We start from the raw sequence: 14,918 nt of genomic DNA on the forward strand, positions 1-14,918 counted from the left end.
CGAAGACATTGCGGAAGATTGCCCCATGAATATCCAGTCTCTCTGGGCTGCCACCGCCGAACCCGCCGTGCCATTCCCCTCGCTGCAAGGCGAACGGCAATGCGATGTGGTGATTATCGGTGGCGGCTACACTGGCCTCAGCGCCGCCCGCCATATCGCCGACAGTGGCCGTGAACCGCTGGTGCTGGAGGCCAACAGCCTGGCCTCGGGTGCCAGCGGGCGCAACGGCGGCGTGGTGTCGCCCAAATTCCGCGTCAGCTTCCAGAGCGTAATGCAGCGGTATGACCGCGACACCGCCCTACACCTTTATCGCACGGGTTACGCGGCGGTAGACAGCGTAATCGAAACCGTCGAATCCCTGGGCTTGAGCGAAGCGCGGCTAACGCTCAATGGCCACCTGGCAGCGGCCCACAACGACAAGGCCCTGGACAACCTGCGAGCGACAGCAGCGTGGATTGAACACGAAACGGGCGGCCGTAGTTCGGTGATGCTCAGTGCCGAGGAAGTGGCACACATGACCGGATCACAACGCTTCACCGGCGGCATGTTGACTGCGAAAGCGGGTGGCCTGCACCCCCTCAACTTTGCCCGAGGCATGGCACGACACCTGGCTGAGCGGGGCGTGACGGTGTTCGTCAACAGCCCGGCCCAGCGTGTGCAAAGCAGCCCCGGCGGCATCGTGGTGGACACCCCCCAAGGACGCATCCATGCCAAACAGCTGGTGTATGCCACCAACGCCTACTCAGACATCACGCCTGTCAGCGCCCCCATGCACCGGCGTATCGTACCCTTTTGCAGTGCGATCATCGCCACCGAGCCCCTGCCCCCAGCGCTGCTGGCCAGCCTGCTGCCAGGCGGCCAAGTCTGCGGCGATACCAAGCGCATGTTGCGTTGGTTCCGCGTCATCGGTGACCGGCTGATCTTTGGCGGTCGCGGGGCATTCGGCAATGATGGCAACGACGCCGCCTACCAAGCCCTGCGGGCGAACATGGCGGAAGTCTTCCCACAACTGCGTGACCAGGCCATCGCCTATCGCTGGTCGGGCCTGGTGGACATGACCCTGGACGGCCTGCCCCACGCAGGGCAACTGGACCCGCGGCGCTTCTACGCCATTGGCTACAACGGCGGCGGCGTGGCCATGTCGACTTACATGGGTGCCCGCCTGGCCGACCTGACCGCAGGTCGCCCGCTGGATTTGCGGCTGTTGGCCGGTGAGCGTCTGAACCCTATTCCACTGCATGCCTTCCGGGCGCCTGGCGTGCGCCTGGCCGCCGGTTGGCAGCAGTTTCTCGATGCCATTGGCCGTTGACCGGGAGGTTTCATGGCGCACGTCTTACATTACCGCCAAGGTGAAGCCTTGGCTGTCTCGGATGGGCCAGGGTATGAAGTCGGCTGCGGCGAAGGTGGCCAAGCCTGCCGATTCGACGCATTCGATGCGCTGCTACTGGGGGTGCTTGAAGCGGGTGAACTCAACTTGAGCGGCGACGGCTTCGAGGTGCACCTGGTGCCGGGCGATGTTTTCGTGGTGCCCAAAGGCGTGGCCTTGAGCTGGCTCCCCAAAGGCACACTGCGCTACGTATTCATGCGTTTTCCGGGGCTTCAAGGTGATGCCAGCCATCACCAGCCGTTCAAGCTCGACCTGCAGGGGCCGTTACAGCCCTGCAACCCGCCAGCGGCAGAGGTGCTGCTAAGCCCCACGCCGCTGGCCTGGAGCCGGGCAGGCTTTGAACAGGGCGCACTGCGCATCGGGGTCTGGGAATGCGAGCCCTATGAACGACGGCAGGTGCAACCCAAGTACAGCGAATTGATGCACATCATCGAAGGCCGGCTTGAGCTGACTGAAAACAATGGCTCCGTGCACACCGTTGCGGCTGGCGAGACCCTCGTGGTGCCAGCTGGCGCGACCAATGCCTGGACCAGTGAAGTGCCGGTGCGCAAGGTCTATTGCATGCTGGCTGTTATTTGACCACCTAGGCCGGCCATGCAGGCCGGCCCGCACAGATCAGGGCTTGACCTTGCGCCGCAGGATGCCGTTGATCACCACGACCACTACGGCGATGGCGATAGCCAGCATCTGGAAGGTCTGCTCACTGATCGTGCCCTGCTTCTGCAGGTGGGACAGGCCCAGCATCAGGCCCAGTACCACCAGGATGATCAAAAGGGAATATTTGAGGCGCTGCACGTGTGTCATCGAAGGTTCCTTGCAACATCAGGGGCAAATGGCTCGCAACGAGCCGCGGCAATGATACAACGGCCCTCGCCCCCGGCGCTGGATTTCCTGCTGGGTGGGGCGGCTTCAGCCTGAAAGCATGAGGCTCCCAAAGCACCCATGCCGGAGGCACCATGTACAAACCCCTGCTGTTCGCAACGCTGTTCCTCGCCCCCTTTTCCCTCCATGCCCTGGACACTCGGCACACACCCGCCGAAGACTTGCGCGAACTTGGCCGCGAGCTGGCGGCCCATGCGGGTGCCAGCCAGTGGCAGCAAATGTGGCAGCGCGTACGCCAGGCCGGTTACCTGCAGGCAGACGGGGCGCCGCTGCATTTCAGCGTGCCCACCGCCAGGCTACCGGAGCTGGCCCGCCAGACCCTGGCCCAGGCCGACCAGGTACAGGCGTTGCAGCATACCCACGCCCTGTACCGGCGCAGCTTTGCCGGGCAGGTCATCGGGCAGCGCGACGGCCAACCGCTGCATACGCTGTGCCTGCTGGTTGATTGGCGCACCTTACCCCAGAGCATGCGCGCCACGCCCCAGGCCTACCTGAGTAGCGCCAGCTTGCTGACCAGCTATCCATGCGACTGAGGGTTGCAGCACCCAACTGGTAATCAACGGGTATGACCAAATGGGAAACCGGCAGCTAGCAGGGTGTGCCAACGCTATTTCCTACAAACCCGGATATCGCTGCCTGCAAAACCTGTTCACCGAAGCTACAACCCCCGCGCCATATGCCGCCTAGCGACGCGCGGCGGCTGTCCCACAGAATCAGCTCACACCTTCGACATAACGCCGCGGGTGATCGGGTCGCACATTCCACCCATCCCGAAGGAGCGCCATATGCAATTGCCAGACTTGAGCCAGATAGATATCAGCCAGCTGCCTCACTCATTGCAGGCCCTGATCGACTGTATCGGCATCGAAAACGCTTACCAACTGACCTGTGCCTACGGCGGTAGGCCCAAGTACATCCCCAAGTACCGCGAGCGCACCAGGCTCGCCGACGTGCTCCCGGCCGAAGCGCTCGACGCACTGATCAAGCGCTTTGCCGGGGTCGCGCTGGAGATTCCCAAGGCGGACCACTTCCTGCGTCAACTGCGTAACCAACAGATTCAGAAAGAAAGCGCCGACGGCTTGTCCCGCAGCCTGCTGGCCAACAAGTACGGCCTGAGCCTGCGTCAGATCGGCAACATCCGGCGCCAGGAGCCGTGCGCTCGCTGACCCGCCGGCAACTCGGCCGCCACAGGCGGCCTAATTCCCCACTAGAGAGAGCAACCTAACATGTCGATAGACAACAGCCTCATTGGATCGGTCATCAATGCCCTGCCGATGGACCGGATGATCGCCGGTCCGCTGCAGGCCATGGTCCAGGCGCAGGTCACCGCCAGTAAGTCGTATGCCGACTTCCTGATGCAGGTCTGCGTACAGGACGGCAAGGCAGTGGCCATCCAGTTCGACTATGACGAAACCATCGTCGACGAACAGGGCGAATACAAAGGCGTGGTCAGCAAGACCATGAAAGTGCCGCTGCTGGCAGCGATCACCCACCCGAACATTTCGATCGACGAAGGCAACGTCGAGTTCGAGCTGGTCATCAACCAGATGTCCGAAGATGTCTCCAGCAAGGACATGAACGCAGAAGCGACTGGCTCGCTGGGCTGGGGTCCGTTCCGGCTGAACGTGAAAGGCAGTGTCAGCCACAAGTCCACGCAAACCCGTAAGACCGACACCCGCGCCCGTTATGCTTTCAATACAACCTTGCGCCGCCAGGAACCACCTGAAGCGATCATGCGGGTAATCGAGTTCCTGACCGACGCCGCAACAAAGCCTACTGTCGTCAACACTGCGACACTCGAGAGCCCGGACGAAATATCCCAGAAAGACACCTTGAAAGGCCCTGACGCCGGAATAACTCCACCCGCTGCTTGAGGTGCTATGCCTTCCCGAAACAGCCCCTCTGTCCAACGACAGGGGGCCCTTCCGGCCTGAGGAATCGAATCCATGGACAAGTCCCCCGCCCCGATGACCTCCATCGACCTGCGTGAGATCACCCGCGGACTGCAAGAAGCTGCCAGCGCCACCAACAGCCTGATCGCGCAGCAATACATCAACCTGTTCGACCAGTTCTTCGAGTGCGACACCCAAGCGCTGGGCGCGCCCATGAAAGCCAAGATGGTCGAGGTGGCCATGGACGGCCAACACATCATGCGCGTGCCGCTGTTCGCCCTGGTATCGCCCAAGGGCCTGGCCCTGGAGCGCATGCAGGTGGACCTGTCGGTGCGGGTCAAAGGCACCGAAGCACAGCAGGCACTGATCAGCGCAAGCGAGAGCAAGGCCGCCAGCTTCAAGGTCACCATCGGTGGCCACGGTCGCCAGGGTGATAGCCGTGACCCTGACGAGGTACAGATCCGTATGCAATTCCAGGCCAGTGACCCCCCCGAAGCCCTGAATCGGCTGATCGAGGAGTACACCAATCTGATCACCCCGGTGCGTGCCCCAGGCGCAACGCCCTCACCGGATACCAATGAGTTCATCGAGGCGGCCATGGTGCGTTGACGGCAGCCTCGCCAGCGGCCTAGAAGTCGCGCTCGTAGAAGATGTCCAGCGAGCTGGCCAGCCCGCTGGCTGCCTCCAGATAGACCTTTTTGCTCAGCTTGTAACGCAGCGCAATGGTGTTGGCCGGTTCGAATACCCCTACCCCGTAACGCAGGCTCAGCTTCTCGGTGAGGTTACCGCTGGCGACCACGCTGGTGGTGTTGCCCGAGCCCTCGGTATCCAGCTGGAAGTCGTCGATACCCAGGCTGGATGCCAGGCTGCCGGTAATACCGGCACTCCCCGCCAGCCCCAGGCCCAAGGCTGCCTCGGCAAGCATGTTGTTATCTTCGCCGGAAGTGCCCAGAGGACGACCCAGTACCAGGTAAGACAACGCCTGCTCCTGGCTCATCGCCGGCTCCGAGAACACTGTGCTGGTTGGCTGCTCGGCGCTGCCGCTCAGGCGGATACCGGCAATTACATCGTCAACCTTGCGGATTGCTTCGATGTCCAGGTAGGGCTGGTCGATCGGCCCGGCGAACAGCAGCCGCGCCCGGCGGATGGTCAGGCGCTGGCCGTAGGCACGGTAGCGGCCGTCAGCCAGGCTCAACTCGCCGCGGGTGTCGAGGTTATCACCGATATGCACATGGCCCAGCAAGTTGGCGGTGAGGCCAAAGCCACTGAACGACAGCTTGTCGCGGCCCACTTCGACGTCGATATCCATGGCCATCGCCATGGGCGGTTTGCCCTCTTCGGTCTGGTGGCCGACGATCACTGTGTCATCCGACACCTTGACGGTGGACGGCGGCAGTTCGCGCACGGTGATCTTGCCTTTGGGCACCTGCACCTTGCCGGTGACGGCCAGCTTGTCGTCGATCAGGCGCAAGGTCAGGTCCGGAGCAACTTCCAGGGTGGCATAGGGTTCGACTGTGACGGGAAGTTGCTGGCCTTGCAGGCGCACGTTCATGCCCAGCGCCTGGCCCCAGGTAAGGTTGCCGCTCAACTGCCCACGCCCTGCCTCGCCACTGCGCCAGTTACCGTCAAGTTGCACCTGCTCGCCGGCAATCTGCGCCTGCAACGACAAGTCCTCGAGGCTGGCCGGCAGCTCGGCACCGCTGACTTCACCGCCGCTCAGCCGCAGGTTGCCGTTGACCTGCGGTGCGAGCAAGCTGCCGGACAACTGGCCGCTGCCGTTGAGCTGCCCAACCAGGCGCTCGACCATCGGTACGAACGGCCGTGCCACCGACAGGTCCAGCCCGGCCAGGCGAAAATCACCCGACAACGGCTTGTTCTTGCCTAGCGGGTCGAGCCGGGTATTGACACTCAGCTCACCCAGCCGCTCACCACGGAACGCCAGGCGAGTGTCGATACGGCGTGGCGCCAGGGTGCTGTCCACGCGCAGGGCCTGGTACGGGAAATCGATCCAGCGACCTTTGTCGCGTACACGCAGGGTACCGCCACTGGCATCGATCACGACGGTACCCTTGGGGCCGCTGGCCGGGATGTCCAGGTTGATGTCGGCATTGAGCAGGCCTTGCCAGGCAAAGTCCTTCGGCAGCCATTGGGCCAGGCTTTCCAGCGGGAATTGCTTGAGGTGGTAACGCAGCCGCGGCTCGGGCGCAAGACGCTGCTCATCGCCACACAGGCTGGCTTGACCGGACCGCCAGCAATGGGCACCGAAATCCAGTTGCCCGCTGGCCAAGCGCTGCAGCCGCGCCGGCGCCTGCAACTGCCAATCCTGGCCGCCGGCCTGGATGCGCCCGCTCGCCAGGCGCCCGCGCCAGTCTCCTTTGTTCAACTGGCCATCCAGGCCGAGGTCGAGTTTGAGTTGCGGACCGTCCAGCGCCAGGGTCAGGCCCTGCTGGCGAATGTCACCCTTGCCGTTGGCCTGCAAAGTGCCCAATGCCGTGTCGCCCAGCCGGATCCCGCTCGCCTTGAGGTCAATCACGCCGCGCTGGGCGTTGTCCAGGCGGGCGTCCAGGTCCAGCTGCTGCAGGCGGTTTTCGGCCTGTGCCAGGCGCTGGCCCTGCAGGGTCAGGGTGCCTTGCGGGGCCTGCACGGTGCCGGCGACATCCAGCCGGCCCTTGACCTGGCCTTGCAGCCTTGGCCACAGCTGGCCCAGGCGTGGCAGGTCGAGGTCGATGCGCCCCGCCAGACGCTGTTGCAAACTGCCACTGCCGGTGATGCGGTTGTCACCCAGCTGGATCGCCAGTGCGCCCAGGGTCCAGTTCTGCCCTGCGCCCTGGGCCTCGGCCTTGAGCACCGCGGGCTGACCGCGCAGTCGGCCTTTGAGGTCTAGCTGGGCATCCAGCGTGAGCTGCTCGTCCTTCAGCTCGCCCTTGCTACGCAGCGGCCCAGCCAAGGTACCCGGCAGCTCGGCCAGCCAATAGGCCGGGTCAAGTGCGGAAAGTTGCAGGTCGACATCCCAGGCCAGGGTGTCGGCAAAACGGACTGCAACACTGCCCGCGGCCTTGCCTTGACCGGCGGTCAGCGCCAACTGCGGCAGCTTGACCTGGCTCAGGTCACCTTCGAACGGGCTGGCCAGGCTGAAAGCCCCCGCCGGGCCGTCGAAATCACCGTCGAAGGTGCCCCGGTAATTGCCATCGCGATAGTGCACCTCGGTTCTGAAACGCTTGAGGGTGACCTCGGGCGGCGTTTCCAGAGGGTACAGGCGCAGCCACGGAAAGTCCTGCCAGTCCAATTGTGCATCGGCAACCAGGCCTTGCTGCCAGTCAGCCGTAGCCTGCAGCTTGACCCGCTGGCTGTCGCTGGCTGTCAGGTCCAACGCGTCGAGCCTGGCGCCTTTGCTGTCGACCACCCCGGACAAGGCCAGGGCGATTGGTGACTGTTCAGCCGGCAGGCTGGCGGCCCCCGACAGCTGATAGCCCTTGAGCAGATCGCCAGTGGCATCGAGCGTGAGCTGGTTCAACTGCAAGGTATCAGGCAACGCACCCGCCGGTTTGAATGCTTCGGAGCGAACCTGCAAGGTCGCTGGCAGGTGCTCCGCCAATGCCTGCAACTGCCCGGTCAACGTGGCATCGAGATAACCGCTGCTAGTACCTGCGAGCTTCAGGGTCTTTTGCAATTCGCCGTCGGCAGTCAAGGCCAGTTGCCAGGGTTTGCCCTCTACCGCAGGCAGTTGCAGCTGCGCCTGGAGCTTTACCGGCCAGTCTCCTTCGGGCTGAACATCGCCTTGCAGGTTCAGTTGCAGGTCGTCGCGCTGCACATGCAGGCTGTCGATCCGCATCCCATTGCGGGCCCAATGCGCCGTCAATTGCACGTCTCCCAGCAGGTCGCTGCCATCCAGGCGCAACTGGCCAACCTTCACCTCACCCAGCTCGATCGCCAGCGGCAAGCGCAACGCCGGCAGTTGCAACGGGCCGCTGTCGGCAGGTTCGGTGCTCGTCGCAAAGGCCATGTCGATCCGCTGCGCCCGCAGCTGATCGATGCACAACGTGGCACGCAGCAGGCAGGCCGGCGACCAGGCCAGGTGCGGTGCTTGCACCTCTACCTTGCTGCCCGCGTCGACCCAGCTCAGCCGGCGGGCTTGCCAACTGCCGGCCAGTCGGCCCTGAAAGCCGGTTACCTCAAGCCCGGGTACCTTGGCCAGTACCCAGCGGCCGCCGGCTTCGGTCCCCAGCAGCAGGCCAAGTCCCAGGCCCAGGCCAGCAATTGCCCCCAGCAGGCCAAGCAGAATGTATTTGATCACGCGTTTCACAGCTCAGGCCCCATGGAAAAGTGCAGGCGAATGCCCCCTTCGTCATCCAGCGCCTTGGCCAGGTCCAGGCGCAGCGGCCCTACCGGCGACACCCAGCGCACACCGAAACCGACACCGGTCTTGAGGCTAGGCAGTTCCAGGTTGTTGAACGAGTTGCCCTGGTCGACGAAGGTTGCGATCCGCCACTTTTCGGTCAGCGAATACTGGTACTCGACACTGCCAGCCACCAGGTAACGGCCACCAATGCGGTCGCCGTCGCTGTTCTTCGGTGACAGCGTCTGGTAGTCGTAACCGCGAACGCTCTGGTCGCCCCCGGCGAAGAAACGCAGCGATGGTGGGATGTTGTTCTTGAAGCCATTGGTCGCGCTGCCCCCAAACTGTATGCGACCGAGCAAGCGGTGGTTGTGGCCAACCGTGGTCAGGCCCTTGAGCAGTACGTTGCCGTGCAACAGGTTGGTGTCGGAAACCAGACCTTCCTTGGCCACCTGGGCATCGAACTGCAAGCGGTAGCCATTGTGCGGGTCGATACGGTTGTCGCTGCGCAGGAAGGCATAGCTCACACCGGGCATCAGTAGGTTGCTCAAGCCAGAATCATCGCCCACGCGATACTCCTCGCGCTGGTACTTGAGCGAAATCACCCGCTGCCAGCCGCTCGGCAGTTTGCTGTGCCATTCGGGGCCAACCGTCAGCAGTTTACTGAGGGTATCGGTGCCGGCAATTTCCTCGTTCTGGTAGCCGCCGGCAAAGCGCAGTTTGTCGGTCAGTGGCGGGTCCAGGGGGATGTCGTACCACAGGCCAACGTTCTGCCGCGGCGCCGACAACTCGGTTTCCCAGCCGTAACTGTGACCCTGCGGGTTGACCCAGTGGCGGGTCCAGTTGGCCTTGCCGCGCGGCCCGACGTCGGTCGAGTAGCCCAGGCCCAAGCCCATCGTGCGGGGTTTGCGGGTTTCCAGTCGGACAGCTACGGGGACGTCTTCGCCAACGGCGGCGGTTGGCGCGGCATCCACGCGCACCCCGTCGAAGTAGCCACTCGACTGCAGGTCATTGTTCAGTTCGGCGATCAGCTCCGAGTCATAAGGGGTACCCGGTTTGAACGACACCATGCGTTGCAGCAGGTCGTCGTCCAGCGGCGTGTCGCCACCGAAGGTGACCGCCCCCAGGCGATAGCGCGGGCCGCTCTGGTAGACCAGTTCGATATCAGCCACACCGGCCTGCGGGTCCACCGCCAGGCGCTGGCGACTGAAGCGGCCGCTGAAGAAACCGTAGCGCGAGGCCTGGTTCTGGATCAGCCGCTTGGCATCTTCGTAATGCCCGTGGTTGAGTTGTTCGCCTGCACGCAGCGCCTTGCTGTCGGGCACGCGAAAGGCCTTCATCTCGCTGGCCGGGCCTTCTATGCGCACCGTCACATTGCGCAGGCGAATCGGCTCGCCGGGGTTGATGGTGATGATCAGTTGGGGGGGATGGTCGGCATCGCTGCCGGGTTTGACCTCGGCATCGATCTGCGCCAGATAGTAGCCAAGTGCCTGCGCGGCTTTGCGCGCCTGCTCCTCTGCCCCGCGGCTGAAGCGCAAAAGTGCTTCTTCATCACGGTCGCCCAGCGTGCCTATATAGCCTTCGACATTGGCCTTGAGCGCCTTGTTGGCCGGTTTTACCTTCACCAGCAACTCGCTCTGACCCCATGCTGCGAAACTGGCGGCCCAGAAAACCAGGCCCCAGGTCAATCTTCCTGAATACGTCATGCGGCGAATGCTACCAGAGCCAGACGCTCAAGGGAGCCGTCTGGCGGCCTGTTCAGGCAAAAGCGGAATTTGAAGAGACCGGATTGGGATGGAAGAACACCCTTTCCCGGATAGGCCCTACAGCAACTTCGCCAATTTCCTCATAGCCCTGGCGCTGGTAAAAGGCCAGATAGTGCTCATTGCCAGTGTCCAGCACCACACCTTGGGTGCCTGGGTCGTCCGCACACCAGTCGTGCACGGCTTGTAACAATTGCTCGCCGTAGTGTTTGCCTTGGAATTGCGGGTGCACCCCCAGCAACGGCAGCACATGCACCTGGTCATTGGGCAGGCAGGTGGCCAGGGCGGCCTGGTAGTCCATGTAGCGCCGCGTGCAGCGCAACCCGGTACCGAGGATCATGCGCAGGCGCCAGGCCCAGCTGTCAGCCACACCGAGCCGACGCATGGGCGGCACGATCAAGGCCAGGGCGATCAGGCGGTCGTCGACCAGCAAGCCGATGGCGGGTAATTGCAGGTAGAAATGTTGCCGTACCCATTCCCGCACCATCACTCGCAAGCGCCGCTCATAGCCGGGGCGCTGGGCCTCGAAGATGTAGGCGAAGGTGGGCTCATGGCGGTAGGCATTGTACAGCAGCGAACGCGCCTCACGGCTGTAACCGTCATCAAGCAGGCAAACACGGGCCGGGGCGGCTGTGGTTTCGGGCATTGCGGGCAGACCTCCTGGAATGGGCGTACTGAGCCTTGGAGGTTACCCACCGCGCTTCGTTCACCTCCCACAGCACGTTAGCAGCAGGCTCGCAAACCCGCCATGCTGGTGATGAAGGGCGATGTCGGCTAGCATCGCGCCTTTTACCGGGATCATCTTTCCATGAAGATCGTCTGTTTCAACATCAACGGCCTGCGCGCTCGCCCGCACCAGTTGGCGGCGCTGATCGACAAGCACCAGCCAGACGTGATCGGCCTTCAGGAAACCAAGGTCAGCGACGATCAGTTCCCGCTGGCAGACGTGCAGGCACTGGGTTACCACGTGCACTACCACGGCCAGAAGGGGCATTACGGTGTGGCCCTGCTCTCGCGCCAGGCGCCGCTGAGCCTGCACAAGGGGTTTGCCAGTGATGAAGAAGACGCTCAGCGCCGCTTCATCTGGGGCACGTTCGCCGACGCCGCTGGTAACCCGATCACCATCATGAACGGCTATTTCCCCCAGGGCGAAAGCCGCGATCACCCGACCAAGTTCCCGGCCAAGCAGCGTTTCTACGGAGACCTGCAGGCACTGCTCGAGGGCGAGTTTCACAAAGACCAGCCCGTGCTGGTGATGGGGGACATGAATATCTCGCCCCAGGATTGCGACATCGGCATCGGCCCGGACAATGCCAAGCGCTGGCTGAAAACCGGCAAGTGCAGTTTCCTGCCGGAAGAACGTGAGTGGATGGAGCGTTTGAAAGGTTGGGGCCTGGTGGACAGCTTCCGTCACCTGTACCCGGACGTGACCGACCGCTTCAGCTGGTTCGACTACCGCAGCCGTGGCTTCGAAGACGAACCCAAGCGCGGCCTGCGCATCGACCTGATCATGGCCTCGCAGCACCTGGTGCCGCGGATCAAGGCCGCAGGTGTTGACTATGAACTGCGTGGCATGGAAAAGCCTTCGGACCATGCGCCAATCTGGCTGGAATTGAGCTGATCGACAGGGCCCACGGTGCACGCCTTGGGCCCCCACTCACAAGCCCAACCGCAACGCCTCCCCCACCCCGGCCCCACGCACATCGTCCGCCGCGCTGACCAGGGCAAAGTTGTACGCCCCATGCGACCAGTAACGCGCCTCCAGCTGGCCATCGACCCGCTGCCCGTTCGGCATGCGCTGGTACTGCTCACTCGGTGTGCGCAGGAACAGGCTGATGCGCTGGCCCTTGCCATCTTCAAATACCAGCAACGCCGCCGGCCCTTGCTCGTTGCTGAGCAGGCGTGCCCCCACTGGTTTGAAGCCATAGCCGCCCAAGTCCGGTAACTGGCCGACGCGGTTGAAGTGTCGGCCCAGCCAGTCGCGTAACTGCCCTGGGTCGCTGGCCTGGATATCCAGCGCCTGGCTGGCAGCAAACAGGCGGTGCGCCTGCACGGCATCGGCCATGGGCAGGTCGACACGCGCCAAGGTTGCGTCACGCACTTGCCAGCCGCCCAAGCCTCCCACGCCCAGCGCCAGCACCACAGCTGCCGCGGCGGCCCAGCGTCGCTGCCGCCGCTGGCGCAGTTGCCGGCGCAACTGGCCCAGTTCCAGCCGCGCGGCGCCGGGCATTTCGCCAAACCCGGCCAGTGCCGCACGCAAACGCCGCGCATCGGCACGCCAGCCCTCGACCCGGGCCGCTGCCTGCGGATTGGCCGCCAGCCAGGCCTGTACTTCGGCACGGCGCTCAGGCTGCAGGCGCTCGTCGACGTAAGCGTGCAATTCATCTTCGCTGGGGATCAGGCGCGTCATTTCAGTCTCCGCAAGGCCGGTGGCTGGGGGGTGCCCTCGGTCAGTTCACGCAAGGCATTGCGCGCGCGCGACAAGCGCGACATCACAGTGCCGATGGGGATGCCCATGGCCTGGGCCGCCTCCTTGTAGCTCAAGCCTTCGATGCTGACCAGCAGCAGCAAGGCACGCTGCTCGGCGGTCAGCCGGGCAAACGCCTGCAAGTCTGCCTGAGCGAGAACGATGGCTTCGAGGTTGTCACCGATCGGCTCGTCGTCACGCTCGGCCCGGCCGAACCAGGACAGCCAACGCGCATGCAGGCGATCTCGGCGCTTACCGTCGAGGAACAACCGATAAAGGATGGTGAACAACCAGGCGCGCAGCGCGTCGGCGTCACGTTGCTGGTCGCGCCGGCTCAGCGCCCGCTCCACCGTAGCCTGCACCAGGTCGTCGGCGCTACCCGGCTCGCGCGTCAGCCACACGGCAAAGCGGCGCAGGCGCGCAAGCAGCTCGCGCCACTGGTGGTCGTCCAGGTCATGCATGGCTAGGTCCCGGCCTCTGGGGTTGTCAGTGTAATGGGCAGACGCCTGTGAACATATTCTATTCCCGGTGAGGGAATAAGTTTTTCCCTGCTGCGTCGTACTGGCACCTTCACTGAACGGGACACCACCATGAACTCTCCCTTGCACGGCCCAGCCAAGGCCTTGCGCCTGGCCGCTATCGGCGCCGTGATGCTGGCGGCTGGTGCAGGCTTTGCCTATGCCGCAGGCTGGCTCGGCCAACCGCAGCTGACACCACAACGCATCATCGATACCTTCGAAGCCCAGGCCGGGCACTACCCAGGCTACCGTAAGAACCATGCCAAGGGGCTGTGCGTCAGCGGCTACTTCCAACCCAGCGGCCAGGCCGCCAGCCTGTCCACGGCGCGTGTTTTCAGCCAGCAACAGGTGCCGGTTATCGGCCGTTTCGCCATCGGTGGCGCCAACCCGTTCGCCCCGGACACCGGCATACCGGTACGCAGCCTGGCGATTCAGCTGAGCACCGACGATGGCCAGGTGTGGCGCACCGGCATGAACAACCCGCCGGTACTCGCGGTCAGCACGCCACAGGGGTTCTATGAGCAGGTGCTGGCAAGCGCGCCAGTACCGGCCACCGGCAAACCGGACCCGGCCAAGCTGCAGGCGTTTTTCGCCGCGCACCCTGAGAGCGCAGCGTTTCGCCAATGGGCGGCAAGTTACAAGCCCAGCGACAGCTTTGCCAGCACGCAGTACCACAGCATCAATGCCTTCCGCCTGATCGACGCCACCGGGGCGGCTCACCCGGTACGTTGGCAGCTCGAGCCCCAAACCGCATTCGCTGCGTTGCCTGCAAAGGTCGACGACAAACAGTTCCTCCAGCACGACCTGCAACAGCGCCTGGCCCAAGGCCCGTTGCGCTGGACCCTGCGCCTGGTACTGGCCGAGCCGGGCGATGCGGTGGATGACCCTGCCCGCCCTTGGCCAGCCGAGCGGCGTCGCGTAGACGCCGGCACCCTGGTGCTGCAGCAGGTCGACGGCCCCGAGCAAGGCGCCTGCCGCGATCTGAACTTCGACCCACTGATCCTGCCACGGGGCATCGAAGCATCTGGCGACCCAATCCTCGCCGCCCGTTCTGCTGCCTATTCGGAATCGTTCAACCGCCGCAGCCGTGAATCGCTCGGAACCGGAGCCCGCCCATGAAACCCGACGCTTTCCACCCCTTCGCCCGCCTGCTGCACTGGCTGATGGCTGTGCTGATCCTGGCCATGCTGTTCATCGGCGTGAGCATGGTTGTCGACTTGTCGCCTCGCCACCCTTTACTGATAAGCCTGCACAAAGCCACCGGCCTGGCCTTGCTGGTGCTGGTTCTGCTGCGCATCGGCGTGCGCCTGGCCGTGCCCCACCCGCCTTTGCCAGACGATCTGCCAGCAGTGCAGCGCTGGGCTGCCGGTGCCTCTCACTTGCTGCTCTACGGCCTGATGTTGGCCATGCCGCTGCTGGGCTGGGCGATGCTGTCGGCCGGCGACTACCCACGCCCGCTGGGCTTGCCCGCCATCGCCCCACACGACTTGCAGCTGTACGCCGTGCTGCGGCAGGCCCACGGCTGGGCCGGCTACCTGCTGTTCGCCACCGTATTGGTGCACGTGGGCGCGGCGTTGATGCACGCATGGGTGCGCCGCGACGGCGTGTTGCGTAGCATGTGGCCAGGCCCCCTGCGCCGCAATGAATGAGCTGACGTAGCCCAGGGTGCTCGA

General features: G+C 64.0%; 15 protein-coding genes. 9 read left to right on the forward strand and 6 right to left on the reverse strand.

Features of this window, described 5'->3' with window-relative positions; translation table 11 throughout:
* Window positions 1-25 precede the first annotated feature (25 nt).
* Both DMX11_RS09575 and DMX11_RS09580 read left to right on the forward strand, forming a co-directional pair.
* Window positions 26-1,309, forward strand: coding sequence for an FAD-binding oxidoreductase (locus tag DMX11_RS09575; protein ID WP_177410724.1), 1,284 nt, complete (start codon window positions 26-28; stop codon window positions 1,307-1,309).
* A gap of 12 nt (window positions 1,310-1,321) precedes the next feature.
* Window positions 1,322-1,966 (forward strand): cupin domain-containing protein, encoded by a 645-nt coding sequence (locus DMX11_RS09580; RefSeq protein ID WP_110744308.1) that lies wholly within the window; start codon window positions 1,322-1,324, stop codon window positions 1,964-1,966.
* A 36-nt stretch (window positions 1,967-2,002) separates the two neighbouring features.
* On the opposite strand, the gene DMX11_RS09585 is transcribed toward DMX11_RS09580, so the two are convergent.
* Window positions 2,003-2,191: a hypothetical protein gene (locus tag DMX11_RS09585; protein WP_003248064.1), complete on the reverse strand. Its 189-nt coding sequence runs from the start codon at window positions 2,189-2,191 to the stop codon at window positions 2,003-2,005.
* A gap of 152 nt (window positions 2,192-2,343) precedes the next feature.
* On the opposite strand from DMX11_RS09585, the gene DMX11_RS09590 reads away from it, so the two are divergent.
* The 4 genes from DMX11_RS09590 (at window position 2,344) to DMX11_RS09605 (ending at window position 4,770) form a co-directional block, all read left to right on the forward strand.
* Window positions 2,344-2,802, forward strand: a complete 459-nt coding sequence (locus tag DMX11_RS09590; protein WP_110744309.1) for a hypothetical protein — start codon at window positions 2,344-2,346, stop codon at window positions 2,800-2,802.
* Window positions 2,803-3,054: 252 nt separating this feature from the next.
* Window positions 3,055-3,435, forward strand: a complete 381-nt coding sequence (locus tag DMX11_RS09595) for a Mor transcription activator family protein (RefSeq protein WP_110744310.1) — start codon at window positions 3,055-3,057, stop codon at window positions 3,433-3,435.
* A gap of 60 nt (window positions 3,436-3,495) precedes the next feature.
* Window positions 3,496-4,143 carry a DUF2589 domain-containing protein gene (locus DMX11_RS09600; RefSeq protein ID WP_110744311.1) on the forward strand — a complete coding sequence of 216 codons (648 nt, stop codon included), beginning with the start codon at window positions 3,496-3,498 and terminating at the stop codon, window positions 4,141-4,143.
* 72 nt (window positions 4,144-4,215) lie between these two features.
* Window positions 4,216-4,770, forward strand: coding sequence for a DUF2589 domain-containing protein (locus DMX11_RS09605; RefSeq protein ID WP_110744312.1), 555 nt, complete (start codon window positions 4,216-4,218; stop codon window positions 4,768-4,770).
* 19 nt (window positions 4,771-4,789) lie between these two features.
* Here DMX11_RS09605 and DMX11_RS09610 read toward each other — a convergent pair whose 3' ends face one another.
* Genes DMX11_RS09610 through DMX11_RS09620 form a run of 3 tightly spaced genes read right to left on the reverse strand, consistent with a single transcriptional unit; the run spans window position 4,790 to window position 10,906 of the window.
* Window positions 4,790-8,464, reverse strand: a complete 3,675-nt coding sequence (locus DMX11_RS09610; RefSeq protein ID WP_110744313.1) for a translocation/assembly module TamB domain-containing protein — start codon at window positions 8,462-8,464, stop codon at window positions 4,790-4,792.
* Window positions 8,461-10,203, reverse strand: a complete 1,743-nt coding sequence (locus tag DMX11_RS09615; RefSeq protein ID WP_110744314.1) for an autotransporter assembly complex family protein — start codon at window positions 10,201-10,203, stop codon at window positions 8,461-8,463. Before DMX11_RS09615 ends, DMX11_RS09610 begins: the two co-directional genes overlap by 4 nt.
* 52 nt (window positions 10,204-10,255) lie before the next feature.
* The gene (locus DMX11_RS09620) at window positions 10,256-10,906 is read right to left on the reverse strand and encodes an N-acetyltransferase (RefSeq protein ID WP_110744315.1); all 651 of its coding nucleotides are present in this window, start codon (window positions 10,904-10,906) and stop codon (window positions 10,256-10,258) included.
* A 162-nt stretch (window positions 10,907-11,068) separates the two neighbouring features.
* On the opposite strand from DMX11_RS09620, the gene xthA reads away from it, so the two are divergent.
* Window positions 11,069-11,881, forward strand: a complete 813-nt coding sequence (xthA, locus tag DMX11_RS09625; RefSeq protein WP_110744316.1) for an exodeoxyribonuclease III — start codon at window positions 11,069-11,071, stop codon at window positions 11,879-11,881.
* Between the two features lie 36 nt (window positions 11,882-11,917).
* Here the strand turns inward: xthA and DMX11_RS09630 are convergent, their stop codons facing one another.
* Together DMX11_RS09630 and DMX11_RS09635 are read right to left on the reverse strand one after the other, a co-directional pair.
* Entirely contained in the window at window positions 11,918-12,670 is a 753-nt protein-coding gene (locus DMX11_RS09630) for an anti-sigma factor (protein ID WP_110744317.1), read from the reverse strand.
* Window positions 12,667-13,188 (reverse strand): sigma-70 family RNA polymerase sigma factor, encoded by a 522-nt coding sequence (locus DMX11_RS09635; RefSeq protein ID WP_110744318.1) that lies wholly within the window; start codon window positions 13,186-13,188, stop codon window positions 12,667-12,669. The genes DMX11_RS09630 and DMX11_RS09635 overlap by 4 nt, the downstream gene beginning before the upstream one ends.
* A gap of 129 nt (window positions 13,189-13,317) precedes the next feature.
* Here DMX11_RS09635 and DMX11_RS09640 point away from each other — a divergent pair, with 129 nt between their 5' ends.
* Entirely contained in the window at window positions 13,318-14,364 is a 1,047-nt protein-coding gene (locus DMX11_RS09640; RefSeq protein ID WP_110744319.1) for a catalase family peroxidase, read from the forward strand.
* Window positions 14,361-14,894, forward strand: a complete 534-nt coding sequence (locus DMX11_RS09645; RefSeq protein WP_110744320.1) for a cytochrome b — start codon at window positions 14,361-14,363, stop codon at window positions 14,892-14,894. The genes DMX11_RS09640 and DMX11_RS09645 overlap by 4 nt, the downstream gene beginning before the upstream one ends.
* Window positions 14,895-14,918: the final 24 nt, after the last annotated feature.

Origin of the sequence: Pseudomonas sp. LB-090624, assembly GCF_003205205.1 — a bacterium.
Taxonomy (GTDB): domain Bacteria; phylum Pseudomonadota; class Gammaproteobacteria; order Pseudomonadales; family Pseudomonadaceae; genus Aquipseudomonas.

Bases quoted from the DNA above. Each gene is read 5' to 3' on its own strand.
- DMX11_RS09640 (WP_110744319.1), top strand. From the start codon at position 13,318: ATGAACTCTCCCTTGCACGGCCCAGCCAAGGCCTTGCGCCTGGCCGCT.
- DMX11_RS09605 (WP_110744312.1), top strand. From the start codon at position 4,216: ATGGACAAGTCCCCCGCCCCGATGACCTCCATCGACCTGCGTGAGATC.
- DMX11_RS09590 (WP_110744309.1), top strand. From the start codon at position 2,344: ATGTACAAACCCCTGCTGTTCGCAACGCTGTTCCTCGCCCCCTTTTCC.
- DMX11_RS09600 (WP_110744311.1), top strand. From the start codon at position 3,496: ATGTCGATAGACAACAGCCTCATTGGATCGGTCATCAATGCCCTGCCG.
- DMX11_RS09595 (WP_110744310.1), top strand. From the start codon at position 3,055: ATGCAATTGCCAGACTTGAGCCAGATAGATATCAGCCAGCTGCCTCAC.
- DMX11_RS09635 (WP_110744318.1), bottom strand. From the start codon at position 13,188: ATGCATGACCTGGACGACCACCAGTGGCGCGAGCTGCTTGCGCGCCTG.
- DMX11_RS09630 (WP_110744317.1), bottom strand. From the start codon at position 12,670: ATGACGCGCCTGATCCCCAGCGAAGATGAATTGCACGCTTACGTCGAC.
- DMX11_RS09585 (WP_003248064.1), bottom strand. From the start codon at position 2,191: ATGACACACGTGCAGCGCCTCAAATATTCCCTTTTGATCATCCTGGTG.
- DMX11_RS09620 (WP_110744315.1), bottom strand. From the start codon at position 10,906: ATGCCCGAAACCACAGCCGCCCCGGCCCGTGTTTGCCTGCTTGATGAC.
- DMX11_RS09615 (WP_110744314.1), bottom strand. From the start codon at position 10,203: ATGACGTATTCAGGAAGATTGACCTGGGGCCTGGTTTTCTGGGCCGCC.
- xthA (WP_110744316.1), top strand. From the start codon at position 11,069: ATGAAGATCGTCTGTTTCAACATCAACGGCCTGCGCGCTCGCCCGCAC.
- DMX11_RS09645 (WP_110744320.1), top strand. From the start codon at position 14,361: ATGAAACCCGACGCTTTCCACCCCTTCGCCCGCCTGCTGCACTGGCTG.
- DMX11_RS09580 (WP_110744308.1), top strand. From the start codon at position 1,322: ATGGCGCACGTCTTACATTACCGCCAAGGTGAAGCCTTGGCTGTCTCG.
- DMX11_RS09575 (WP_177410724.1), top strand. From the start codon at position 26: ATGAATATCCAGTCTCTCTGGGCTGCCACCGCCGAACCCGCCGTGCCA.